This is a genomic window from Paenibacillus turpanensis, assembly GCF_011421635.1.
Classification (GTDB): Bacteria; Bacillota; Bacilli; order Paenibacillales; family YIM-B00363; genus Paenibacillus_AK; species Paenibacillus_AK turpanensis.
Map to the genome: position 1 here is coordinate 115,911 of NZ_WTLI01000013.1, position 22,767 is coordinate 138,677.

At 49.4% G+C, this 22,767-nt stretch carries 25 protein-coding genes; 4 read left to right on the top strand and 21 right to left on the bottom strand.

Annotated features, from left to right (window positions below; genetic code table 11):
* Positions 1 to 88 precede the first annotated feature (88 nt).
* From GQS10_RS13725 to GQS10_RS13750, 6 genes are all read right to left on the bottom strand, one after another.
* Entirely contained in the window at positions 89 to 1,228 is a 1,140-nt protein-coding gene (locus GQS10_RS13725; protein WP_166243102.1) for an oligogalacturonate lyase family protein, read from the bottom strand.
* Positions 1,229 to 1,247: 19 nt separating this feature from the next.
* Complete coding sequence (locus GQS10_RS13730) at positions 1,248 to 3,305, bottom strand: glycoside hydrolase family 65 (protein WP_166243104.1); 2,058 nt, start codon at positions 3,303 to 3,305, stop codon at positions 1,248 to 1,250.
* Positions 3,302 to 5,653 carry a helix-turn-helix domain-containing protein gene (locus GQS10_RS13735; RefSeq protein WP_166243106.1) on the bottom strand — a complete coding sequence of 784 codons (2,352 nt, stop codon included), beginning with the start codon at positions 5,651 to 5,653 and terminating at the stop codon, positions 3,302 to 3,304. Before GQS10_RS13735 ends, GQS10_RS13730 begins: the two co-directional genes overlap by 4 nt.
* Before the next feature lie 318 nt (positions 5,654 to 5,971).
* Positions 5,972 to 7,531 carry an extracellular solute-binding protein gene (locus GQS10_RS13740; RefSeq protein WP_166243108.1) on the bottom strand — a complete coding sequence of 520 codons (1,560 nt, stop codon included), beginning with the start codon at positions 7,529 to 7,531 and terminating at the stop codon, positions 5,972 to 5,974.
* A 37-nt stretch (positions 7,532 to 7,568) separates the two neighbouring features.
* The gene (locus tag GQS10_RS13745) at positions 7,569 to 8,438 is read right to left on the bottom strand and encodes a carbohydrate ABC transporter permease (RefSeq protein ID WP_166243110.1); all 870 of its coding nucleotides are present in this window, start codon (positions 8,436 to 8,438) and stop codon (positions 7,569 to 7,571) included.
* Positions 8,438 to 9,301, bottom strand: a complete 864-nt coding sequence (locus GQS10_RS13750; RefSeq protein WP_243735166.1) for an ABC transporter permease — start codon at positions 9,299 to 9,301, stop codon at positions 8,438 to 8,440. The genes GQS10_RS13745 and GQS10_RS13750 overlap by 1 nt, the downstream gene beginning before the upstream one ends.
* 463 nt (positions 9,302 to 9,764) lie before the next feature.
* Between GQS10_RS13750 and GQS10_RS13755 the strand changes: the two genes are divergently transcribed.
* The gene (locus GQS10_RS13755; protein WP_207952264.1) at positions 9,765 to 10,181 is read left to right on the top strand and encodes a hypothetical protein; all 417 of its coding nucleotides are present in this window, start codon (positions 9,765 to 9,767) and stop codon (positions 10,179 to 10,181) included.
* Positions 10,178 to 10,762 (top strand): hypothetical protein, encoded by a 585-nt coding sequence (locus GQS10_RS13760; protein ID WP_341805065.1) that lies wholly within the window; start codon positions 10,178 to 10,180, stop codon positions 10,760 to 10,762. Before GQS10_RS13755 ends, GQS10_RS13760 begins: the two co-directional genes overlap by 4 nt.
* Before the next feature lie 51 nt (positions 10,763 to 10,813).
* Here GQS10_RS13760 and GQS10_RS13765 read toward each other — a convergent pair whose 3' ends face one another.
* From GQS10_RS13765 to GQS10_RS13835, 15 genes are all read right to left on the bottom strand, one after another.
* Positions 10,814 to 11,251, bottom strand: a complete 438-nt coding sequence (locus tag GQS10_RS13765) for a hypothetical protein (RefSeq protein WP_166243114.1) — start codon at positions 11,249 to 11,251, stop codon at positions 10,814 to 10,816.
* Complete coding sequence (locus GQS10_RS13770; protein WP_166243116.1) at positions 11,248 to 11,964, bottom strand: AAA family ATPase; 717 nt, start codon at positions 11,962 to 11,964, stop codon at positions 11,248 to 11,250. Before GQS10_RS13770 ends, GQS10_RS13765 begins: the two co-directional genes overlap by 4 nt.
* 65 nt (positions 11,965 to 12,029) lie before the next feature.
* Positions 12,030 to 12,371: a cupin domain-containing protein gene (locus GQS10_RS13775; protein WP_166243118.1), complete on the bottom strand. Its 342-nt coding sequence runs from the start codon at positions 12,369 to 12,371 to the stop codon at positions 12,030 to 12,032.
* A 35-nt stretch (positions 12,372 to 12,406) separates the two neighbouring features.
* Positions 12,407 to 12,913, bottom strand: a complete 507-nt coding sequence (locus GQS10_RS13780; protein WP_166243119.1) for a GNAT family N-acetyltransferase — start codon at positions 12,911 to 12,913, stop codon at positions 12,407 to 12,409.
* Positions 12,914 to 12,948: 35 nt separating this feature from the next.
* Entirely contained in the window at positions 12,949 to 13,287 is a 339-nt protein-coding gene (locus GQS10_RS13785; RefSeq protein ID WP_207952265.1) for a hypothetical protein, read from the bottom strand.
* Positions 13,288 to 13,484: 197 nt separating this feature from the next.
* A complete protein-coding gene (locus tag GQS10_RS13790) occupies positions 13,485 to 13,898 on the bottom strand; it encodes an SRPBCC domain-containing protein (protein WP_166243123.1) in 414 nt (137 codons plus the stop codon).
* Between the two features lie 100 nt (positions 13,899 to 13,998).
* The gene (locus GQS10_RS13795) at positions 13,999 to 14,457 is read right to left on the bottom strand and encodes a VOC family protein (protein WP_166243125.1); all 459 of its coding nucleotides are present in this window, start codon (positions 14,455 to 14,457) and stop codon (positions 13,999 to 14,001) included.
* A gap of 33 nt (positions 14,458 to 14,490) precedes the next feature.
* Entirely contained in the window at positions 14,491 to 15,072 is a 582-nt protein-coding gene (locus GQS10_RS13800; RefSeq protein ID WP_341805066.1) for an O-methyltransferase, read from the bottom strand.
* Positions 15,073 to 15,135: 63 nt separating this feature from the next.
* Positions 15,136 to 15,801 carry a hypothetical protein gene (locus GQS10_RS13805; protein ID WP_166243127.1) on the bottom strand — a complete coding sequence of 222 codons (666 nt, stop codon included), beginning with the start codon at positions 15,799 to 15,801 and terminating at the stop codon, positions 15,136 to 15,138.
* A 26-nt stretch (positions 15,802 to 15,827) separates the two neighbouring features.
* A complete protein-coding gene (locus tag GQS10_RS13810; protein WP_166243129.1) occupies positions 15,828 to 16,181 on the bottom strand; it encodes a VOC family protein in 354 nt (117 codons plus the stop codon).
* Between the two features lie 38 nt (positions 16,182 to 16,219).
* Positions 16,220 to 16,783 carry a hypothetical protein gene (locus GQS10_RS13815; RefSeq protein WP_166243131.1) on the bottom strand — a complete coding sequence of 188 codons (564 nt, stop codon included), beginning with the start codon at positions 16,781 to 16,783 and terminating at the stop codon, positions 16,220 to 16,222.
* Between the two features lie 26 nt (positions 16,784 to 16,809).
* Complete coding sequence (locus GQS10_RS13820) at positions 16,810 to 17,325, bottom strand: GNAT family N-acetyltransferase (RefSeq protein WP_166243133.1); 516 nt, start codon at positions 17,323 to 17,325, stop codon at positions 16,810 to 16,812.
* 59 nt (positions 17,326 to 17,384) lie between these two features.
* Positions 17,385 to 17,792, bottom strand: coding sequence for a hypothetical protein (locus GQS10_RS13825; protein ID WP_166243136.1), 408 nt, complete (start codon positions 17,790 to 17,792; stop codon positions 17,385 to 17,387).
* 27 nt (positions 17,793 to 17,819) lie between these two features.
* Positions 17,820 to 18,506 (bottom strand): hypothetical protein, encoded by a 687-nt coding sequence (locus tag GQS10_RS13830; RefSeq protein ID WP_166243138.1) that lies wholly within the window; start codon positions 18,504 to 18,506, stop codon positions 17,820 to 17,822.
* 65 nt (positions 18,507 to 18,571) lie between these two features.
* A complete protein-coding gene (locus GQS10_RS13835) occupies positions 18,572 to 19,108 on the bottom strand; it encodes a DUF4275 family protein (RefSeq protein ID WP_243735154.1) in 537 nt (178 codons plus the stop codon).
* 495 nt (positions 19,109 to 19,603) lie between these two features.
* On the opposite strand from GQS10_RS13835, the gene GQS10_RS13840 reads away from it, so the two are divergent.
* Positions 19,604 to 20,635 (top strand): ABC transporter substrate-binding protein, encoded by a 1,032-nt coding sequence (locus GQS10_RS13840; protein ID WP_243735155.1) that lies wholly within the window; start codon positions 19,604 to 19,606, stop codon positions 20,633 to 20,635.
* Positions 20,632 to 22,710: an iron ABC transporter permease gene (locus GQS10_RS13845; protein ID WP_166243140.1), complete on the top strand. Its 2,079-nt coding sequence runs from the start codon at positions 20,632 to 20,634 to the stop codon at positions 22,708 to 22,710. The genes GQS10_RS13840 and GQS10_RS13845 overlap by 4 nt, the downstream gene beginning before the upstream one ends.
* Positions 22,711 to 22,767 lie beyond the last annotated feature (57 nt).

Genomic DNA, 22,767 nt, shown 5'->3' on the forward strand with positions numbered 1-22,767 from the left:
TACTTTGGAAGCTTCACTCTGCTTTCGCACTGAGAATCGCCAGCTTTGTTTCGTCCTGCTCCTGTACCTGTACCCTAGCACCTATCCCTCACAGCTTCGGCAGCATGCTAAAAGCATCCGGCAGCTCGACCAAATACAAATTCGCATACCCGTTCTTATCGCTGGTGAAAAGCACTTTCGTTCCGTCCGCCGTAAAACGCGGGTGCGCATGCACCTTTTGCGAATGGAAGCTGCAGCGCAGCTCACAGAGCACGCGCGGCCCGTCGTAGGTCCCGCTATCTTTTCGCCAAACACATAACGTTCTCACATTTCCTTTGCCGTCCACAACGGCCTGGCCGTAACCGTCCGCATGAGAATGCCAGGTGTCAAAATCAAACTCCGTTTCTTCCATTTCCGTATTGTCGTAGCGGATTCGCCCAAAGAAGTTCGTGCCGTTCACCCGAAACCCGTGATAGCCGATCGTTTCCCCATCGGGATAAAAAAACTCGTGACCGACCTTCTCCGACGGCTCCAGCCGCTCCCTAATTTTCCAAGCCTCTCCGGTGCGGAGATCGAGACCCCAAATCCGATGATCCACCAAATGCCAAGGCCCTTCATGACAAAAGGTCATCAGCCACGGATGAACGGGGGACGTATTGATGTGCGTAATAAATTTTCTCGCCTCATACATCACTTCCGCTTCGCCGGAGGAGAGATCCACCCGGATAATACGGCTTTGCGGCGCAGCCTCCATCAGCTCGCGGTGACCGACATAGCCGTTGCCAAGGTCCAGCCGGATCTGCTTCGACAAATCCTCTTGAATACAGGTCATCACCGACCGCCCGTCCGCCGTGCAGTTCAAATTGCCGATCTTAAAGCCTTCCGGCGCCGTATACAGCTCCCGCTCCTCCAGCGTATCCAAGCGGAGCTGCACGATGCTTCCGCCCACCTTCAGCAAAACAAGATCCTCCCGAGGAGACAAGCAGGCGCCCAATTCATGCTCCTCCCGGTAATCCGTCAGCTGCGTAATGGTGCCGTCCTGCATCGATAAGCTGTATAAGTTCGTGCTGTTACCGCGATCCGAAAAGAACAGCAGCTTGCGCTCACCGTCATACCAGCCGTTCTCCGTAAAATACAAATGATAGCTGTGCGTTTTATAATTCGTCAGCTGCTGCACCTCAATGCCCGTAAAACGGTCTGTGTAGCGGCTCCACTCGGCGGGCCAAATCCGTCCTTTGCCTTTGTCCAATTGCTGCCCCTCCTCTCGTTTATAACAGCGGCTGCAAGCCTTCCCACTTCACGGACCAGCGGCCGTTCTGCGGGAACCCCGGCAGCTCGCGGTCCGTCCCTTCGTTCCAGCCGCAGGCCATCATCGCGACGGCCGTAAGCAGGCCCCCATTACCCGGCAGATACACCGTCAGCCCCGGGCGCTGAAAATTGTGCCCGTTCGCAAGGTACGTGTTCTTCGTTGCGTTCAGCAGCAGGAAATCGACAGCCAGCTCCCGTTCCCCGAGCCTTGCCGCCGTCATCGCACACATCGGAAAATCCCAGCCCCACGCCGAGTCCCAGTTCCACACCTCGTTCACCTTGTGAAGCGTGCGGCGCATCACTTCCCGGTCCACCAGCGTGCCCGGCAGCATGCCAAGGGCGCCCAGCATCGACGGATGATCGCGGTTTTTCGCCGTAAACGTGTCCGGGCACAGCTCATGCGCCAAATAGACCCCGTCCTGCTGCGGCAGCCGGGCCATCGCGCCCGCTACTTTGGCCCAGGCCGGATTGGCCGGACGCCCTAACCGCTCGGCCCAGCGCAGCGCGATTTCAAGGCCGTATTTCCAATATTCCAATTCATAAGGCGGGTTCATGCCTTCATGAATGTGGTGACATTCCTGCGCAGGAATGAGCGGCGGCCCGAGGTCGTACGATTTCCGCGCTTCGTTCCAATGCGCGTACGACACCATAAAATCGGCCGCTTCAAACACAAGCTCCGCGTAACGCTCCAGCGTGCTTCGCTCTGGCTGCGCCCGGTAGATCAGCTCCGCCATGGTCATCGGGTGCGGCTGCTGCCAAATGAGTCCCGGTGCAACTGGGGACGGGCTTTGCACGCCGTCAAAGCCGACCATCTTCGGCCAGCGGGCGCCTTGATAGCCCTGCGACGCCGCAAGCTGCTTCGCCAGCGGCAAAATCGACACATACCAGTCCATGCTTTTCTGCAGTAAGGACGTGCGTCCCCACAGCGGAAAATGAACGGCATGCCACCAATGCATTTCCAAGTGGAATTTGCCGAACCAGCTGTTATACATCAGTCCCGTTTCCTGCGGGGGAAGCGATCCGCCGCTGTGAATGGCCGTCAAATATTGAGACAGCACGACCCGGCGCTCCAGCTCCAGCGCTCTTTCGTCCGTTGAGCCGGAAAAGTCGACGGCCCCGCCGCTTTCCCAGAAGGCCGGCCACTGCGCACGGCTCGATTCCTCCGCTTCTGCCGCCGTTAGCGGCTCCGGCTCCTCCGGCGCAAAATGCACCGTGCATTCCAGCCGCTCTGCTCCCTCCGCTCCATGGAGCGTAAATTCATGGGCTCCGGTACGCTTCAGTTTTCCAGCGCTCCATTCCCAGCGTACGCCGTAGCAGTCCTGATCCATCGACCGCTGCAGTACGACGAAAGACGACGCTTCGGCCGCAACTTCCGTACCGTGGCGCTCATCGTTCCCCCAATCGGGGAACACCGCTTTGGACCAGCTCGTGTGGGTCATATCCGGAGCGGGAAACCGCACGAACAGCTGCAGACGGTCCTCGGCCAGCAGCGCAGATTGCACACGGATGCCCACCGCGCCATGCTCACCGTGACAGCTCGTTGTAACGGTCACCGGCGTTCCGTCCACCGTAAACTCACTGCGAATGATGCCGCTCCACAGGTCCAGCTCCTGCCGCACATGCTGAAGCTCCTCCAGCCGCACCACCGAGCCGTCGCGGTGCTTCAGCTTCAGTCCGATACGGCCCAGCTGCAGCCGGTGCGGGTTTTGCCGCAGCCAATGATAAGCCTCCGCCTTGTCCTCGGGCTTCATCGGATAGCCGACCTGGCGGCCATACGTCTCGTAGCTTTGATACGCTACATCCTTCACGGAATACACCCCGCGCCCGCCGGTATAATGCCATCCCCAATTGGATTGTGTACCTAACGGCGTTTTGTAATCGTCATAAAAGGTTTGCAGTCCGGTCACATCCACACTAAAGCCGAATTCACCGTTTCCAATCGAAAGCGGAGCGAACGGCTCCGCTTTCGTGAGAATCGGGTTGTGGCGCGACACGATCTCTTTTCGATTCAGCTTCACGTCAATCCCTCCCCCGCCGCCTTATACGAACGGCACGGCTCCGCACTTCCTTCCACGCTTTCCACGATTCGTTTCGGAGCCTTCCTCATTTCCCGGTATTTCCCCGGGGTGATGTTCTTGTATTTGCGAAACACCCGGATAAAGCTATTTTCATGCTGATAACCGACCTTCATGGCGATATCGGCTATCTTATCGTCCGTTTCAATCAGCAGTTCACCGGCCCGATCCATCCGAAGCTTGGTAAAGTAACCATAAATGGTCTCATTCATTTCCTGCTTGAACAGCTGACTTGCCAGGCTCACGCTAATCCCAGCCGCCTCCGCGATCTCCTGGATGCCAATGGGGCTCGCAAGCTCTCTCTTCATATACTCGATCATCGCTTGGCAAAGAACATACTCCTTGCTTTCCAGGAGGCTGTGATACCGCTCCGCCAGCGCAGTAATCTGCCGGCTGAACAGCTGCCCGATTTCCTCCAAACAAAGCGTATTCAGCTCATCGAGAGGCTCCGCCTCTTCCCAGCTCTCCCGCTCCTCACCGTGTTCGAGCTGGCGCAGACGTCCCCCTACCGCCTTAAGCAGCTTTAAGGCCGTGGAAGGATAATATCCCTTTTCCATTACTTCGCGAATCATCCCGGCAAGAAGGGCTTGCGCTCGCGGTTCATCTCCCGCTTCAACGGCTGCGGCGAGCTCCTCCGTCAACGGTTCCTTGCGAGCCTCCGCTTGATGCTCATGACTGGATACCTCGTGGAAGAAGATCACACTGCCATAGCCGCGGAACAGACGATAGCCGAGAGCATTTTCCGCCTCAAGCATCGCCTGCTTCAGCTGTCCCGCATCCTCATGAGGCAGGCTGACCCCGATCGTTACGCTGAAGCCAAGCATACGCTGCACCACCCCGGCTGCCTCGCTGCAATGCTCTCTGGTGAGCATGCCTTCATGCGCGGCTTGCAGCAGAAGAGCCAGCTTATCCTTGCCGAAATCGGTGCATACCGCCCGCCACCCCGGCGCAAACACCTCGGTAACGACATTCCCGAGCGCAAACTTTAACAATGAGTGGTCCCGGCTTGGATAGCGCCTCGACCATGCTTCATAATCATCGATGGATACAACCGCGAAGGTGAGCGGTGCATTCGTCCAGCCTTGAAAATAACTGGCCCACTTCTCGCGCACCTCTCTCTTGCTGTTGATATGGCCCAAGTAGATGTCATATAAAAACTTGGAGGAGGCTTCCGGCATTGTTTGCCGAATCAGCTGTGACAGCTGCGCATGGTCGCTCACCAGCTCCGAGGTCATTCGCTCCAGATGAACCAGGTCGGCATGAGGAATGTCCCGGTTGTTCTTGCGAAGCAGCCGCTGCATCCGTCTGACCGGCCGGAACGCGACAGAATGAATATAGATAATGGCGAGTACCCCGAGCAGCAGCGCGGCGGAGGATACCGACAGCACGACATTGCGCACATGCTTCGATTGCGCTAGCAAACTGTCCTGAGAAACAAAAGAAATATAGCTCCAGCCCGTTAGCGGCGATTCCAGACGATTGACCAAATAGTTGATCCCTTGGTACTGAAAATCACCAAGCCCAAGCTCCGTTGTTTCGGCAACGGCCTCCCGAATTGAATTCGCGTCAAAGCCGCCCCCCGAAACGGAATACAGGATGTCACCGTTGTGATCGGCGATAAATCGGGCGCGCTGCAAATTGGAAAGATGCGGCGGATGAAGCTGCTCAAACAGCTCCTCGGACTTCAAATTAATCGCAACGATCCCTTTGAATTCACCCTGAATCATAATTTTGCGAAATAGCGTGATATCCGCAGAATCACTGCGAATCCCTCCGCTTCCCGGAAGCATGCGCTGCTTGACAACCATTTTTTGATCCCCAAACTCATCGGCGACACCGATCCAGTCCGAATCTAAAAAATTGGCTTTACTGGAGCTGTAGCCCTGCGGCATCGATACGAAGCTCCCCCGCTCCAGGTCATACACATAAATGCTGTTGATGTACGAGGTATTGTTAATAAGCGTCGATAAAAAATCGTAGATCCCCGTGATATTGCGATACGAATTTTGCTCCTCGCTGGTCAAAAACGTATACACATTCGGATGAAGCGCGACCGTAATGGCGATTTGGTCACTTTTTCCGATATACTCATCGATAACATTCATGCTGATTTGCAGCATCTGATGCTGAGGCTCGCTGAGCTCCTTCTGCAGCACGGATTTGGATGTATAATACGAAGTGATGCTGACCCCGAAGATGATGACGCAGACAGACACCGTAAGAAGCAGCACAAGACGGGTTTGTGTGTTGGTTAACGTGTACGTAAGCCATGCTTTGAGAGACTGTACCATTCGGATTTCCACCTTTCCCGGTATGCTCTCATTATAATGCCAACCAACCCCATTTATGCAAACGCTTCCAACGATGCCTCGGCTCCACGCAGCTCACTGCTCGGGGCGCATTCTCTTTTATCCTGCCGAATACGCCGAGTTCCAAGTTTTTTCCAAGTGTTCCAGTATCCTTAGCGTTTCCAGCCCAGCCAGCAGCACGAACCCGATCCCGCCGGTTTCATTCAAGTTCCAAGAGAGCTCATGCTTTCCCCGATATCGAAATAAGGATTACTGTTCACGCCCCTCTACCCGTACTCGTTTGCCGCATTGGAATTCGGTTTATTGCTTCGTCTTGGCGTACCATTCCTGTACGCGTTTGGTCACCGTCTCCCCGCCTGCTTTGTACCAGCGATCGACAAACTCGTCGAATTTCTCAATCGGCCATTCCCCGATGACGATCTTCGTCAAATACTCTTGGAACAGCTTATGGGACTGGATATCCGGGAAGCCTTCATATACCGTGCTCGGCAGGCCGTCGCCCGCAATCCGCTTCGCATCCTTCGTGCTCACTTCAAAAATATCGCGGACCATTTGCTGCATATCCTCAGGAATGGTCTGATCAATACGCACATCCATATCCGCCTTCGTCGTCAAGTTACGCATGCCCAGCCCAATCGGCTTATCATCGGATTGAGGCAGCAGCACCTTTTTCCCATTGACCACCTCGTGCTGTACCCCTTCGATGCCGAAGCGCACAAACTCGCTGTGCTCCTCGTTATAGAAGAAGTCGAGCAGCTTCAGTGCGGCCGGCGCCTTTGCCTCGGATGCCTTCGGAATGATCCACTCCGGCTCGCCCATGCTCTTCTGCGTGACAAAGCCTTCAAAGCCTTCCGCCTTCGGAAGCGGCATGCCCGCTACATAGGCATTCGGAGCGCCCGCCCGCATCGCGGTAAAGCGGTCCCGCAGGTTGGCCGGAAGGTGGTACCAGCTTCCGACGAGATTGTTGTTGATTTTCGCCGTCCACACATCGCCCTTGTTCAAGAAGGTCTCGTTATCGAGCAGCTTCTCTGCGTACAATTCACGGATAAATCCAACCGCCGCCTTCATATTGTCGGTAACTCCGGCGTACTGAATCTCGCCGTCATACAGCGCCCACTCCGGGAAGCCTTCCCACATCGCCACGCCATAGATCGCAAACAGATGATCCATCCAGCGTCCGAATTCACGGCCGCTCGTCGGCAGCTCATCCTTTTGCCCGTTGCCGTTCGGATCCTTGTCGCGGAACGCGCGCAGCAGCTCCTTATACTCCTCCACCGTCTTCGGCATTTCCATGCCGACCGCTTCCACCCAATCCTTGCGGATCATAGGAGCCCGCTCCGGAATGAGGTATACCTTCGGCACATAGTAAATTTTCCCGTCGTCGGATGCCGAACGGACAATATCCCACGCTTCCTTCGGGATGTTTTCCCAGACATGCGGCGCGTACTTCGGCAGCAAATCGTCAAGCGCCAGCGCTCCGCCCTGCTGAATAAGCGTCTGCTCTACGCCGCCGATCGGACGCAAAATGTCCGGTAATTCATCGGAAGCGATCATCAGGTTGATATATTCCGCAGGCTCCGAGCCCGGCGGTGTCGACATCAACTGATATTCAACGCCGGTATGCTTCGCCACATATTGAACATGCGGATCGTCACTTCCGGGGATCTTCCCTTTTCCCATATGACTCTTAAATACCTTGACCTGCACCGGCGCATCCGCTGATCCGCCTTCACCGCCGCTTCCGCCAGGCTGCGTTCCCGCTCCGCCCCCTCCGCTGTTCGTACATCCCGATACGACCGTAATCGCGAGCATGGAAATCAATGCAGCCTTAACCAACGGTTTTCTGCTCCAAAATGTCATTCGGCATTCTCCTCCATTCGTGTTTTACACCCTCGAGTTATTCTTTTAACGACCCCAGCATGGCACCCTTCACAAAATACTTTTGCAGATAGGGGTAAACCAGGATGATCGGAATCGTAGCGAAGATGATTGTAGCCGCTTTCAAAGTTGTCGTATTAAAATCGTAATCTCCTAATAAGAGGTCGACCTCCGCCAAGCTCTCCGGCTGTACGAAATAAGCGCGCAGCTTCATTTGCAGCGGCCATAGATCCGGATTGCGGATAAACAGCACGGCGCGCTGGAACGTGTTCCAATATCCGACCGCATAAAACAATCCGACGGTGGCCAGGACCGGCTTTGACAGCGGCAAGTAAATCTGGAACAAAATCCGGAAGTCGCTGCAGCCGTCAATTCTCGCCGAGTCGTCCAGCTCGCTCGGAATCCCCATAAAAAACGTACGGATAATGATCATATTAAACGTGCCGATCAATCCGGGGATAATGAGGACCCATAGCGAGTTCATCAGCCCCAGCTCCCGTACGGTCAAGAAATAAGGGATCATCGGCGCGTTAAAAATCATCGTGACCACGATACAGAGCATAATTTGCTTTCGGATCATAAACTCTTTGCGAGAGAGCGGGTACGCCATCAGAACGGTAAAAAACATGCTCATCAGCGTTCCAACGACAGTAATGTAGACCGTAATTCCGAAGGAGCGCCACAAATCCTGCGATTGCAAAATATGCACCCAAGACGCCGTCGTAAAATCAACGGGCAGCAAAAACACTCTCTTGGAGTCGGCAGCGAGCGGCGAGCTGAGTGACACGGCAAGCAGATGCAGAAGCGGAAAGATCATCGTCGCCGCAGCGGCCGCAAGAAACGTATAGTTCACCCATTGGAAGCTTTTTTCCCCAACTGTTTGTTTCATCACCACAACCCCTGTTCTGTTTTCCGTGCCAGCCGGTTAAAGATCCATAACAGAATAAACCCGATGACCGATTGGAACAGGCCAATCGCCGTCGTTACGCTGTATTGTCCCTGCAGAACCCCCGCCCGGTACACATACGTCTCGATAATGTCGCCCACCGAATACGTCATCGGCGTCAGCAGGTTGAAGATTTGGTCGAACCCAAGCTCCAGGAAATTGCCGATGTTCAGCAGGAACAGCACCAGAATCGTAGGGAACATCGTTGGCAGCGTAATATAGATGGTCTGCTTCCAGCGGCTGGCCCCGTCCATGACCGCCGCTTCGTACAAGTTCGGATTGATGCCGGAAATCGCCGCAAGGTAAATGATCGTTCCCCAGCCTACTTCCTTCCAAATCCCCGACAGTACGACGATCGTCCGGAAGTACCGCTCCTCCTGCATATAAAGAATCGGCTCGAATCCCATCCAGCCCCGGATTTGATTCATGACGCCCTGTGTAGCCAGCAGCTCGAACACAATGCCGCCCACGACAACCCATGATAAGAAATGCGGCAAGTAAAATAAGCTCTGAAGCACCCGCTTAGCCAGCATCAACCGCACTTCGTTAAACAGCAGCGCCAAAATGATCGGTGCCGGAAACGAGAATAGGAGCTGATACAGAGCAATGGTTGCGGTGTTGCGAAGTACGAGGTAAAAATCCTGATACGTGAAAAGGAAAATAAAATTATCTAAGCCTACCCACTCACTCCCCCAAATCCCTTTAAAGATCTGGTATTTCTGAAATGCGATGACGCTTCCCGCAAGCGGAATGAATTTAAATACAATGAAGAATACGATCCCGGGAAGAATCATCAAATACAGCATCCAATGCTTGATCACATTATGCAGAAACGGATTTCGCTTTCGCTTCTTCTGCGGCCCCGCTGCAAGCGAGGGACGCGATTGCTCCTCAGTCATTACACTTGATGCCATTGAGCCCGACCTCCTTTCGTTGATGGTTATCGCCATCGTACCGTCCCGGGGCCGGAAAGCTCAATCGATACATCTTCCATTCGGTGCGCAATTATGTGAAAGCGCTTAAATTCATTGTAGCTGAAGCGGGATAATCATGAATTGGCGGGATCGTTGATGGAATGGAAAAATCGTTTGTTTACTTGAAGAATGGATATTTATTTTGGCCATTGCTGTATATAAAAATTTCCATTGAAACAAAATAGGAAGAATTGTGCAACAAAGTCTAAACATATAGGTAAAGGCTGGGGTGATTAACGTGGAGTTTGCTTCTTATTTCTTTGTAGCTTGGGCTGCGGTCGCTTTTTTTTCAGCAATGAAGAAAAGCCTTACTTTTCTGGAAAACACCATCGTTTATTTGGTCATACTCATTATCAGCGTAAATTGGTCGTGGATTATTTACGAGCAGCTGAAATTTGTTAAGCTCACGAGAGATCCGCTTCCTTACACCGCATTTTTAATCAACCGAAGCATTGCGATCCCCTTAATCATTGTAATCACGCTTAACTTTGTGATGGCGGAGAACAGCCGAAAAAAAACAATGCTTTACGCGGCCGGATCTGTAACCATCCTTACTCTGTTGGTTGTCATGGGGAATTATTTCGGAATTACAACCTTAATCAATTGGAATCTTGCGTTTGATGTGATGTATTTTATCGGGCTGCATTTGATAGCTTACTACGTATGGAAATTCTTTCACCAACTCGAAAAAAATGAGGTGCAGAGCACGTGATCTTATGGACAGCCTTCGATCGGAATGAGATCTACCTGTTGATCTTAAATGCAGTGATTTACTCCGTCTTTTTTCTACTCCCCAAAAAGTTCAGTCCTTCAGTGACCGTCATCAGCTTAGTCTGGGGTTATTCGATCGGTGTTTTGTTCGATTTTACGATCGGCGGCGGATTAGTTGATTTGTACAGGGTAAATGATTCGAACGAATATGAGTTATTTGATATGGTTTATTATTTTCTGTTTGCCCCATTTGGTTATCTCTTCTTTTACTTTTATGACAGCCTTCGAATTAACCGAAAAAGGTTTCTTCCATACGTCGCCGCATGGGCTGCGGTTGGCGTAGGCGCCCATTGGCTGTTCACCCTTCTTGGAATCATTAACCTTCAGAAGGGTTATCAGCTTGCCTATTCGTTTCCAATCTTTTTAGTGACCCAGACGGTAACAGGATTGTTTTATGAAAAGATCAAATCGAAGCAAACGCAACAGCCGAAACAGCCTGAACCGGAACGTTCAAGCGCAAAAGAACGCATGCCGACGTTTTATATTGAAGTTGATGTGGATTCCAGACTGAAACAACGATAAAAGCAAGCCCCACTCCATCATGGAGCCGGCTTGCTTTTTTTGGTATATTCTCTAATTCGCTTTAAAAAAGGTCTCGTTTGCGATTTGCAGCAGCTTGTCTGTAGCCTCTCTGCTGTCCGGACTCGTCATCAGCTTGAAAAATAGATCATGTAATTCTTGCGTTCTCTGTAGCACCTTTTCTCTGGATTGTTCGTTCCGTAGAGCAATAAAGAGATTATGTAACGCAATATCCAAATCATCATTATTCGCCTCGAACGTGGTGATCTCCGCCATGGATGCAGCACTTAGGACGCTTGCCAAAATCATCCTATAGCTGTCTTCACTTGCTTTCAGGCTTAAGCTATCGAGAACTCGGCCAATGTTACTTTTAAAGGTTTGATCAATGGAAGCTTGAAGCTCCTTCTTCGCATGGTGTACATTCATAAAGGCAAAGCCGACTACCAATAGGGTGATTATGAGTACAATGTAGGTAAAACGCTTGGTCTTCATTCCTCCTCCTCGCGGAAAAGCTCATCCAGAATCACCTTCTTATTTTCCAAAAAACGCCGTGTGATCTGGTAATGCTCTGTTTGCTCATAGCTGATCTGACTTATCCTGTCTTGATCAAAGCTGAAGATGGTCGCGTCGGGATAGCCTAAAATGATCGGAGAATGGGTAGCAATAATAAATTGTGAGCCTTGCTCCAGATCTTTCATGACCCGCAATAACGACAATTGCCTCATAGGCGATAATGCTGCCTCCGGTTCGTCTAATAGAAATATTCCTTTCCCATTAAAGCGATGCAGAAACAAGCTTAAAAATGATTCTCCGTGGGACTGCCGGTGGAGCGATTTCCCTCCGTAAGGGACTTGCCCGCCGATTTCGTCAATGTGTGAAGCGAATTGATAAAACGATTCGGCGCGAAGGAAAAATCCGTTCGTGACTTTGGGCAGCCAGGATAACCGGATATAATCGCCCAAGGCCGCTTCCGCGGAGTCGACCTCATAAGCGTTATTCCGTCCACCGCCCGCAGTATGAAAGCCGCACTGGTAAGCGATCGCTTCAAGCAATGTCGATTTCCCAGAACCATTTTCACCGACGAAAAACGTGACATTACCCGTAAACTCGAGCCGATCCAAGCTGCGAATTGTAGGAATATGAAATGGGTATTGCTTGGCCGATGTTATTTTCTCTTTTAACAATTCAACACTTCGCAGATACATAATCCTGACCTTTCCTTACCATTTTTCTTAGTGACAGAACCAGACTTTTTTTCTTAAAGCTACATTTATGAAGGCAGCACAACTCGGTCGTATTTGGTGCTTGGAGTAGAGATGACCAAAAATTCGAGGTCCTCATTCGATTTATTGAATACTTGGTGTACCGCTTTGCATGGAACCTCAATTCCTTCATGCGTGTTTATGACCTGCTCCATTCCGTTCATTTCCATGGTCAACGTTCCTGATAAAACAAAGAAGAACTGTCTTGCATACTCATGGTAATGCCTTACTTCCTTCGTCCCTGGCGGCATACGCTCATGAATAATGCTCTGCTGCTCGTCGTTGATCAAGCGCCAGCCGTCACAGCGATCCCCCCAGATGTAATGCTCTGCATTATTTTTGCTGATCATATTGCTTCTCCTATAGATTAGAGGGACTTAGTATATTAATTCAAGCGATATACCATAAGGTCCTCATCAAAATAAACGTCGTTGAACTTTAAAGCCCTTCGTTCGATGCCATAGCTCTCGAACCCCACGGATTGATAAAGCCTTTTTGCGGCTTCATTGGTCGATGTGACTGTTAGATTGAGCTGCTCGAGCCCTTCGTAGTTGCGGGACATCTTTATCAATGCAAGCAAAAGAGCCTTCCCTACGCCAGCTCCACGTGCTTGAGCTGATACGTACATCCCGTACACATTTCCTTTATGCTTCATTTTCATGCCGCTTTCGCGTACAAAGGTTACGATTCCGGCCAACGAACCATCATCCATGAAAGCCCCCAAAACAAACTTGTCCTCAGTTGGTCGAATTCGATCCACCACAGTTTCTAAGGAAAAGGCAGCTTCTCTTTCATACGTCGAACCAAACGCATCGGGATCACATTGTAGTCCGGCCAAACGTAATGCTTGATATGCCTCGGCATCATGCTCTTGCAATACCCGGATATTCATTTGTCTTCACCCCCAAGACTATCATACTTAAGAACTCACTTCGTTGTAATAAGATTCAAAACCAGCAGCGCTAAAACGATAACAACCAAAACAATGAAAAATGCTTTAACAAACCCTTTCACAAACTCGCGTACGCCCGTTTCGCGGTTCGTTATTGTAAAATACTCTTTTATCCCTATTCCCACGATCGTTAAAATCGAAAGTAAAGCTGAAAATCGTACAAGCTGCATCACATAAACTCGCAAAGGAATATAGTTCGTTTCGACAAGTCCTCTTCCCAGGTTTATCGTTTCTTTATCGGGGAACACGACAATTCCGATCAACAGCCCCACGATAAAGCTGTAAATACCGCCTTTAACTAATTTGCGTTCCATAGAACCTCCTTGGTTTGAGACTTCATCTATTTGTATCGGTTCAAGCTCACTTTTCATGGCTATTTCTCCATTGTACATCACGGTACCCATTAAAGGAACGATTTGGAAGGTAATAAAGAAAGAAAAAGAATCATTTCACCGCATACCTGGTATCCAGTACAGGCTCGGTTCATGATTCTTTCGTCTCGTTCAAATTTCTAAATCATCGCCTTAAAGCTGTTCAAGACTTGTTCCCACCGTTTTTTCATTTCATCACGTTCCTCCAAGTTCGGCAAATGCTCTTGGTGGAAGCTGATCGTGCTCTTTAAGCTGTCTTGGGAGATGGTTCGGATTTGTAGTATGGATGCTCTTGGCCATCCTTCTTTTTTCCAGTTCATTCGTATATTTTGATGCTGGTTTACGACTCTGATGTCACCCGAGATTCCCTCGTCGGTATGAAAAGAATGCCCGATTTGGAGTGGAAAGGAATCCACCTTTCCTAACCAAATTTCGATTCCCTTCGCTGTGGTAACAAGCTCCCAAGCTTCCTCTACACGGAGTGGAAACGTCTTTCTTACTCCGACTTGAAATCCTGCAGACTGCGTCAAGCCAACAACCTTTTCCCCGTTCATGACAAATGCATCCTTTCTATAAGAAGATCGGTAACCCTCTGGTTTTCCACTGACCTTATTACAAATGAAAGCGCATTCCATTACATATAAAATAAAATTGCTAGCCTTGAACCGGCCGCATCGCTCCTACAGCAAGGGTATACCCGTCAGGATCTTGGATATATGCGTTTTTAAATTCAAAACCACCATGTGCTCCGGTAAAAGGAGGTACCGCGACATTTTCGCCCTTTTCTCGTACTTCTTCCACGAATTGATCAAGATCATCCCAAGAAACATGGATGTAAGTATCCCAGCCATGATCAGGACCTTCCCACTCCGACGGATAAGTTGAACGCTTCTGTGAGGCGGCATTCGGACTTACATCTTCCGCCGATTTCGCCTGCTGCAAAATAAAGACCATCCCGTCTCGTTCAGCATGTCCCCAATCATCTATTTTGCAGCCAAGAACATCACGGTAGTACGCTTGGGAATTCTTTAAATCTGAGACCAGGCGTACTTGAATGGTTCGTCCCAAGGTTGCTTTCGATGCTTCCATAACCTCTCCGTTTTCTTTATTCATCCTCATCGCTCCTCCCAAAATGTAACGCCATTTCTAGTGCTTTTTGGTCAGCATCATTAAACCCGTTGACCAGTTCATTTTGCATATATAGAAATCCTCTCTTGCTTCCAGTTCAGTAATGAGCTCCGCCACCTTGCTCTCATGACCCTCGGGCCAATTCTCTTGCGGATTTAGATCATCGATCAGGTAAATCCCTCCAGGCTTTACCATGTTCAAAACTTCTTCAATCAAATAAAATTTTCCAGGCCAAGTATCGGCAAAAATCAAGTCGAATTTCGCATTTTTATGCTCTTCGATGTACTTTCCTCCATCTTCAACGATGAGCTGTAAGCGTGGATCACTTCCAAGCACTTCCATCGCTAGAGTCGAACATGCTTCATCCATTTCGACGGAATAAAGCTTGCTTTCTTGATCCATTCCATCAAGCATCCAAGCCGTAGAATAACCAACGCCGGTTCCTAGTTCTAAAATCGCACATTGTTTTCGAGATGCCGCTAAAGCCCTAAGAAAGCTTCCAGTTAAATCATCGCATGAAGCTGTAAAACCGTGCTGAGCGGCTCGCTCCCTAATTTTATCAATTTGGTTGGGTCTTTTTACATCGATAGTGTATAACACTATTGCACCTCCTAGAGATTTAAAGTGTTGCAATTTAAGGTTTGACGCATCAACCTCACCTGTTTACCGAACAGCAGTCATATAAGCATTGTACAAGCTAGATCCTTGGTCGAGACACTCCCAGTATACGCGTCTAACTTCTTCATCGTGGCACAGTTTCAAATACGCCTCGTTCTCTAAAAGCTTGATCAATGGAAGCACTTCTTGATAATATTCCGGATTGTTTTGCTTCCGCAGAAGGGTTTTATATGTATGCAGAATAGAAACGTAAACAGGATCGATTAGTCGAAAATGGCACTTTTTGCGCTCTTCCCGAACGAAATTATCGATCTCATGTACTAAGAACACTCCGTTGTTATGAGGAGGCGTTCCAAAGAAACAGTTGCTCACCGGCGAGCGATACCGGTAATGGTCCTCGTACCATTCTCTTCGAACGGTAAAATAATGCCACCTCTTGATCTCTTGATATCGAGGCCCAAGCACTCTATGTTCCGTTGAATACATCCTTTCATTTGAAAAGGACAATAGTAAATTAATAATAGCTGCATTGATTTCTTTCTCGGACAAATTCGTAATCGAACACCAGCAAATATAGTTATGATCGACGTTGCCCACGATGCATACTTCGTCTTGCGGACTCACATAGATCTGGAAATAGATGCTTTCGTTTCGAATATCATAGCTGGGTTCTACATCGTTATCCGAGCGAAGGAGATTGTATTCGCGCACATCGCACCCCCATGGATTCGTAAGCTTCATTTACATATCATTAACACATTCCCATCAGGGTCCTTGATCGTAAACCAATGATTATTCTGAATATCGGTGATGATCTCTATAGGTTGCGATTGAATAAATTCATAAGACCTTTCAATATCATCGGTGGCCAACTGAAATACAGGGACTTTATGTACATTTTCTGGCGAATAAATCTTACTGTCTAATACGATATTGCTCTCTCCCTGCATGGGTAATACATAAATATGACCAAAAAAGATTTCACCATCCGCTGGGAGGCCCAGTAGATTACAATACCAATCTCTTGCCTTCTCAATGCTGCTGACTGGGATAAATACACCTCGGACAAGGTTTTGAATTGGACTAGTCATAGAAAGCTCGCCTCCATTTTATGCATAATTTTTCGTTCTTATTTCTTTATGCTATCTAGGCCATATGAGAAATCATAATCTGCGATCATTAAAAAAATGATGTTGTCGTTTTTGTCAAAAGCCATCGATAACGAAAGAAAACGTTCTTTCTCTTTCATGTCCATCCTCGATTTTAAGATTCTAAAATTACCTTCATCCGTACGTTCAAACAAATAGGTAATCGATTTTGTTCCATAATTGACATCAACAAACCCGCCTGTACCATAAGCATGAATAACATCAGAAAACGAGTCGCCAAAGCCAATACCTTTTAAAGTTTTAAATCTTTTGTTACTGGGAGTGTTGTCTCTAATTAAGATTGCATTTACTTTTTCATTCTTATAGTGAATTTCTAGGCCTTCAAAAAGATATATATCTATAAAATCAATGGTGTCAACATGGTTTCCAATCAACTGGGTAAGCTCATCCTTACTCATACCAAGGCCAATCGTTGCACCGCCGGCATCCTTAAGCTCCAAATCCTCTTGCACAAATGAATGGATCTCGAATGTTTGAACGGTTTGCAAAGGGATACTATTCTCCGAAATATGAGAACCTGTCATCAACAGCACAAATAAGAGGAAGAATTTTAACATGGAAAACAACCCTTCGATATTTTTTGCACGATTTGTTTTTCGCCGTTCTTTTCGATATTTTTATAAAACTCCATACCAAGCTTTGTTGCTACCTGTTGTGATGCTAAATTACGATCGGACGTATACGAAAAAACCTCTTTATACTTACACACGTCAAAAGCGTAGTCCAAACAAGCAGCCGCAGCTTCCGTTGCATAGCCATAATTGCAATATTGCTTGATGATATGGAATCCGATTTCCGGCACCCATTCATTGTCAATACATTGCATCGTAATCCCGCAATCCCCTAGAAATTGCTCATCTTCCTTGCGTATAACTGCCCAAAGTCCGTGTTTATAGGTTTGATAGTTATCGATATTCCATCTGATCCAATTTTCAACCTCTTCTTCGGAAAAAGGATGTGGATAATATCTCATAGAATCCTCGTCAGACAATACTTTCATTAGATCCTTTTTATCATCAAGAACAAGTTCTCTAAGATAAAGTCTTGGGGTTTCAATGACAGCCAAGCGCTAAGCACCTCCCATGTTTACATGATCGCTGATCCACTAGCGCAGTTTAAGAAGCATCACAATCTCTCTTCACCATTTTTATACTCGTATAATGTGATATACGGCAAATTTGTTGAAGATAAAAGATCCTGGAGATACTTCTCCTGCTCATCAAAAGGTACGTGATAAGGCTCCGATTCGTCTTTTACATTTGCAAAAAGCACCCAACCAACGTCATGATTCGAAAACTTACATTTCCCTTCTACGTCCTGGTTGGGGTAAACTTCGATGTACACCTGCTTGTCTTTATTCAAATTCCAATAATAATGTTTATAAACATAGGGAAGCTTCGACTCTAACAAGCTTTTGTTTTTCACTTTTGAGATCGTTCTGTTCATATATTCGAAGAAACGGGTAAGTTCATTTATGAGCATCTTCTCATCCTTGCCGCTGCATAAAAAACCGTATTCAACCATTTTATTCATTTTTACATCTCCGCTCTCATGGATCCATTACAAACCAGATTCAATCTTTTTCTGTAACACTTCAATCAGTTGGCCTTTCCTTGATGGAAAAGCAATCTCGATATATTCCAATAGTTCTGGGTTGTTAAGGTAATAGCTTCTTTCTTTATTGGAACCTTCAATAAACGCAAGCAGCTTCTCATGATCTTTTAATACATCGATATAGGAAATGATATGGTTATCGATAAAATGAATGATGTTCTCGAATTTCTCATGAGTAATACCGTACACATTACAGGAATGATTAAGCTTTTCTGACTTGCCTTCTTCATAACGCTCCATCTCGTCACCGAAAATTTGTCGGATCCGAACCGTTCCGGGCTCTCGACCAGGCAAATCATGAAGAAAAATGGCTGGGTGGCCAAACAGGTATCCTCTCTTTGACCTTGGCTGCGCAGTTTTTTTAACTCGGGCTATTTTCGTTGAAAAAAATGCAGGGATTATTTCTACATTTACATAATCACCGGGTGTATTATAACCACTGGACCAAAACGCGATTTGCAGCGTAATCTCCTTATCTTTATACGTTATGGATGGTCTTGATTTAGCGTACTTGAATCCTTTAGTCGTATAATACGTACCGATCTCATCACAGACCGCCTGAAAAATCTCCTTGCATGATGTATAGGGTGAATCGTTATTTAAGATACTGTCTTGTCCTCCGATCCACTCCATGATGTTATTCCGCCTCTCTCATTTTTTGCAATTCAACGCCGGATTACAAGTTTTTGATTTGTCATTTATGGGCCTACTTTCGTTGCAAAGTAGGGGCCACACATCGATTCGTGGGTATTAACATAAGTCCAAGTACAGCTTTTATCGAAAATATATATATCTTGTTCATTATCAAAATCAGTAGAAATAAGTTCGGTTGCATTACTGTACAGCATCACAAATGGAGAGTTCTGATACATTACATAAATTTCATCTTTCAAAACCACATCGAACGCTTCTCTTGCTGCCTCCTCCTTTAAACAATCTTCTTTTTCATAACTGTAAATATGCCACTTGAACTGGTTATAATAAATGCTTTCTTTAGTTTCATTGCTTATTTTTCTTGTAAAATTATATTCCCAAAGTTGCATTAATTTTTCTGATTCTTCAAACAGATATGTAACCTTCACTCCTTTTCCAAATAAATTCCATTTATGAAGGTAAATATTCCGAAGATAATAAACGAACCAGTAAACATTGTCTAGTTCCTCTTCCGGTAAGGTGTCTAACATTTGATTAATTTTATCTTTTATAATCATGCCTCTACCTCTCTGTTCGTTCATCAAATCCATTTAGCAACCGGAAAATCATCATGATAAATTTACGACGAAAAATAGAATGATAAGTGTTATTTATTCTCTCTCATTTGTTGATATTTTTCCCGTGCAGTCAAAAATGATATCCCCATACCTACAATTAATATAAGAGCCTGAGAATTTAAGGTTCCTTGGTTTACGAAGCTAATCACAATCTCTAGCACTCCATATAAAATCAATAAACAAGTAAATACCATTAAAATTTTCCACATCATGTATCACCTCAATTTATATTGACATGCATATACATACTTTCCTTTCGCACTTCCCTGTTCATCCATTCTACAACACTTCATCCATTATAGGAATGATTTGGAGATTCGCTTCTTCCTATTCATGTGCACTCGTTTGAATGTAGGGAAAATATTTCTTGACTACAAGGACAGTCTCTCATACAATTCAGTGGAGAATGATTCTCATTCGCAAAAACATAAAAATACATACTTCTTGGAGGTCAAAAGAATGAAATCCCGTTGGTTTACGCCGTTCCTTCTGATGCTTTCCCTGACGGCAATTCTAGTTACAGGCTGTGGAAGCAAAGTCGAAACGACTCCGGAGCCGGCCAAGCAGCCTGCCGCCGAAGCACCGGCAAATTCATCCAAGGAAGCTACCGTGGCGGACGCTCCTCGCTCCATCAAGCATGCAGCCGGCGAAACGGAGATCAAAGGAACTCCGAAGCGCGTCGTAGTGCTGGAATGGACCTATGCCGAGGACGTGCTTGCACTTGGCGTGCAGCCGGTCGGTGCGGCCGATATGAAAGGATACAGCACAAACGTGAACGTAAAGCCCGCATTGGATACTTCGACCGTTGATGTTGGCACCCGGCAGGAGCCGAACCTGGAGACGATCGCCAGCTTGAAGCCGGACCTTATTATCGGAGTCAGCTTCCGCCATAAAGCCATTTACGAGAAGCTGAACGGAATCGCGCCAACGCTGCTGTTCGAACCGTATCCTCCGGAAAATGGCCCTAATCAATATCAGGAAATGGAAGAAACCTTCCTAACGATCGCTGATGTTTTAGGCAAAAAGGAGCAGGGCGAATCCGTACTGAAGCAAATGAACGAATCGTTCGCCAAAGCCGCGGAAAAGCTGAAAGCAGCCAATAAAGCAGGAAGCGATTTCCTGCTGGTACAGGCGTTCACTTCGAAGGACGTCCCTACACTTCGTATTTTTACGGATAACTCGATGGCCTCGCAAATTTTAACGAAAGTTGGGTTGAAGAACGCCTACAAAGCGAAAAAATTTGAGGTCTACGGCTTTGCATCCACCGGAATCGAAGAGCTGCCCGCATATGAAAAAGCGAACTTCCTCTATGTTGTGCAGGAGAAGGACAACATCTTCGAAAATCAATTGAAGAACCATCCCGTATGGAACGGCCTTGGCTTTGTAAAAGAAAAACGTACCTATTCGCTTGGCGGCAGTACGTGGCTGTTCGGCGGTCCGCTGTCAGCCCAAGTCTTTGTTAACCAAGTAGTCGGAGAAATGACGAAATGATTCACCTAAACAACGAAGCCGCGCAGGATACTTTTTCCAAGTCTCTTGCGGGGCTTCGCTTTCTGTTGGTATTTGCAGGCGGGCTCGGCCTGCTTTGGCTGCTGCTGGCGGTCCATATCACGCAGGGGCAGGCTCAGATCGGCTTCCGCACCGTGATGGAAGCCGTTTTTGCGCCTTCGGATGAGGCGGCTCATCATATTGTGCGCACGCTTCGAATGCCGCGTGCGGTCATGGGCGCACTGGCCGGAGGTGCGCTGGCTGCAGCCGGCGTGATGCTGCAAACCGTCACCCGTAACCCGCTCGCCTCGTCAAGCACACTTGGCATCAGCGCGGGCGCTTATCTTTCCGTCGTGCTGCTCACCGTATTTGCTCCGGGGCTGCTTGCGTCGGCTTCACTGCCCGTTGCCTTGGCCGGAGGCTTCGGCGCAGCCGCTTTTGTGTTTTTGCTGGCCGGCGGCATGAAAGCGGCGCCGGTTCCGCTGGCGCTCTCCGGAATGGCGGTAACGCTGGCTCTGTCTGCCGTTACCGGAGCGCTGCAGCTTATTTTTGAAGAAGACACCTCTAAGCTTTTTTTATGGGGAGCCGGAACGCTCATTCAGAACAACTGGGGCGGAGTGCTGTATTCATGGCCTTGGATTGCGGGCTGCATCGGTGCCGCTATACTCTTATCCCGCAAGCTTGATTTATTAGAGCTGGACGAGGAGGTAGCCGAGTCGCTCGGCCAACGGGTAAGGACGATGCGCCTAACCGCTCTCTTTATCGCGGTATTGATGGCTGCCGTAACGGTCAGCGTCGTCGGACCGATCGGCTTCATTGGCCTGATCGCACCGCACGCTATGCGTTTCCTCGGCTTTCGGCGCCATGCGCTGCTGCTGCCCGCCAGCTTCCTGTGGGGCGCCGTATTGCTCGTCGGCGCGGATGTGCTGGCGCGGCTGGTGGACTTTAGCGCAAGCGAAATGCCGGTCGGCGCGGTGACCGCCCTGATTGGCGCGCCGTGGATGATTTGGCTCGCGCGGCGCAGCTTCCGCAATCGAGCCGCACAGAGCGGCGCCGCCACTGGCGGGACGCTGCTGCAGGGCAGCCGTTCCGCGGCGGCGCCGTATCCTGTGCTTCTCATTGCAGCAGCCCTTGTTCTAGCCGCAGCATGGGCATGCGGTCTCATGTTCGGCGGGCTGCACATTCCGCTGCGCGAGGTGTGGACGGCGTTAACCGGGCAAGGTCCGGAGCTCGCCGCGAATATTATTTGGGATCTGCGCATGCCGCGCATGCTGGTCGCTTCGCTGGCCGGGGCGGCGCTTGCTGTTAGCGGGCTGCTGCTGCAGGGCGTGGTACGCAATCCGCTAGCCGATCCATCGATCATCGGCATCACCTCAGGGGCAGGCGCGGGCGCGCTGACGCTGCTGATCATTTGGCCGGCGATGCCGGTGTCGCTGCTGCCTGCGGCCGCTTTCGCCGGCGCGCTGGCCAGTGCCGCCGCCGTCTACGCGCTGACGAAGCGCAGCGGGCTGCAGCCGGCGATGGTCGCGCTCGTCGGCATCGCCGTGTCGGCGCTCGGCGCGGCGGCCATCCAGCTGCTCGTGCTCACGGCGCAGCTGCGGGCGGCGGTCGCGCTGGCCTGGCTCGCCGGCAGCACCTATGCGCGCGGCTGGGAGGAGCTGCTGCGGCTGCTTCCTTGGCCGCTGCTCCTGCTGCCGCTGGCTTGGGCCGCTGCCCGGCGCCTCAACCTGCTAGCGCTGTCCGACGAGTCGGCCATCGGCCTCGGCCTTCACGTGCCGCGAACGCGCCTGTGGCTCGCCGGCATCGGCGTTGCGCTAGCCGCTTCAGCCGTCGCCACGGTCGGCACCGTCGGCTTCGTCGGACTGCTTGCGCCGCATGCCGCCCGGCTGCTCGCAGGCCCCGACCATCGGCGGCTCGTGTGGCTGAGCACCCTGCTCGGCGCTGCGCTCCTTGCTCTGGCCGACCTGCTCGGCCGAGTCGTTCTGGCGCCGAAGGAGATTCCTTCCGGCCTCGTGGTTGCCATCATCGGCGCCTTCTATTTTTTATGGCTGATGCGCCGGCGCCGGCCGATCCGTTAATCGCTATCGGCTTACTAAAAATATCGCTACGCACAAACGCCTTCTCCATTGATCGGA

Excerpts from the sequence above, each read along its gene's own strand:
- GQS10_RS13735 (WP_166243106.1), bottom strand. The coding sequence starts at position 5,653 with ATGGTACAGTCTCTCAAAGCATGGCTTACGTACACGTTAACCAACACA.
- GQS10_RS13830 (WP_166243138.1), bottom strand. The coding sequence starts at position 18,506 with ATGGAGTGGATCGGAGGACAAGACAGTATCTTAAATAACGATTCACCC.
- GQS10_RS13775 (WP_166243118.1), bottom strand. The coding sequence starts at position 12,371 with ATGATCAGCAAAAATAATGCAGAGCATTACATCTGGGGGGATCGCTGT.
- GQS10_RS13765 (WP_166243114.1), bottom strand. The coding sequence starts at position 11,251 with ATGAAGACCAAGCGTTTTACCTACATTGTACTCATAATCACCCTATTG.
- GQS10_RS13790 (WP_166243123.1), bottom strand. The coding sequence starts at position 13,898 with ATGAACGGGGAAAAGGTTGTTGGCTTGACGCAGTCTGCAGGATTTCAA.
- GQS10_RS13825 (WP_166243136.1), bottom strand. The coding sequence starts at position 17,792 with ATGAATAAAATGGTTGAATACGGTTTTTTATGCAGCGGCAAGGATGAG.
- GQS10_RS13745 (WP_166243110.1), bottom strand. The coding sequence starts at position 8,438 with ATGAAACAAACAGTTGGGGAAAAAAGCTTCCAATGGGTGAACTATACG.
- GQS10_RS13750 (WP_243735166.1), bottom strand. The coding sequence starts at position 9,301 with ATGCTGTATTTGATGATTCTTCCCGGGATCGTATTCTTCATTGTATTT.
- GQS10_RS13845 (WP_166243140.1), top strand. The coding sequence starts at position 20,632 with ATGATTCACCTAAACAACGAAGCCGCGCAGGATACTTTTTCCAAGTCT.
- GQS10_RS13755 (WP_207952264.1), top strand. The coding sequence starts at position 9,765 with ATGAAGAAAAGCCTTACTTTTCTGGAAAACACCATCGTTTATTTGGTC.
- GQS10_RS13785 (WP_207952265.1), bottom strand. The coding sequence starts at position 13,287 with ATGGAACGCAAATTAGTTAAAGGCGGTATTTACAGCTTTATCGTGGGG.
- GQS10_RS13835 (WP_243735154.1), bottom strand. The coding sequence starts at position 19,108 with ATGAACGAACAGAGAGGTAGAGGCATGATTATAAAAGATAAAATTAAT.
- GQS10_RS13810 (WP_166243129.1), bottom strand. The coding sequence starts at position 16,181 with ATGACTAGTCCAATTCAAAACCTTGTCCGAGGTGTATTTATCCCAGTC.
- GQS10_RS13795 (WP_166243125.1), bottom strand. The coding sequence starts at position 14,457 with ATGAATAAAGAAAACGGAGAGGTTATGGAAGCATCGAAAGCAACCTTG.
- GQS10_RS13780 (WP_166243119.1), bottom strand. The coding sequence starts at position 12,913 with ATGAATATCCGGGTATTGCAAGAGCATGATGCCGAGGCATATCAAGCA.
- GQS10_RS13840 (WP_243735155.1), top strand. The coding sequence starts at position 19,604 with ATGAAATCCCGTTGGTTTACGCCGTTCCTTCTGATGCTTTCCCTGACG.
- GQS10_RS13770 (WP_166243116.1), bottom strand. The coding sequence starts at position 11,964 with ATGTATCTGCGAAGTGTTGAATTGTTAAAAGAGAAAATAACATCGGCC.
- GQS10_RS13815 (WP_166243131.1), bottom strand. The coding sequence starts at position 16,783 with ATGACAGGTTCTCATATTTCGGAGAATAGTATCCCTTTGCAAACCGTT.
- GQS10_RS13740 (WP_166243108.1), bottom strand. The coding sequence starts at position 7,531 with ATGACATTTTGGAGCAGAAAACCGTTGGTTAAGGCTGCATTGATTTCC.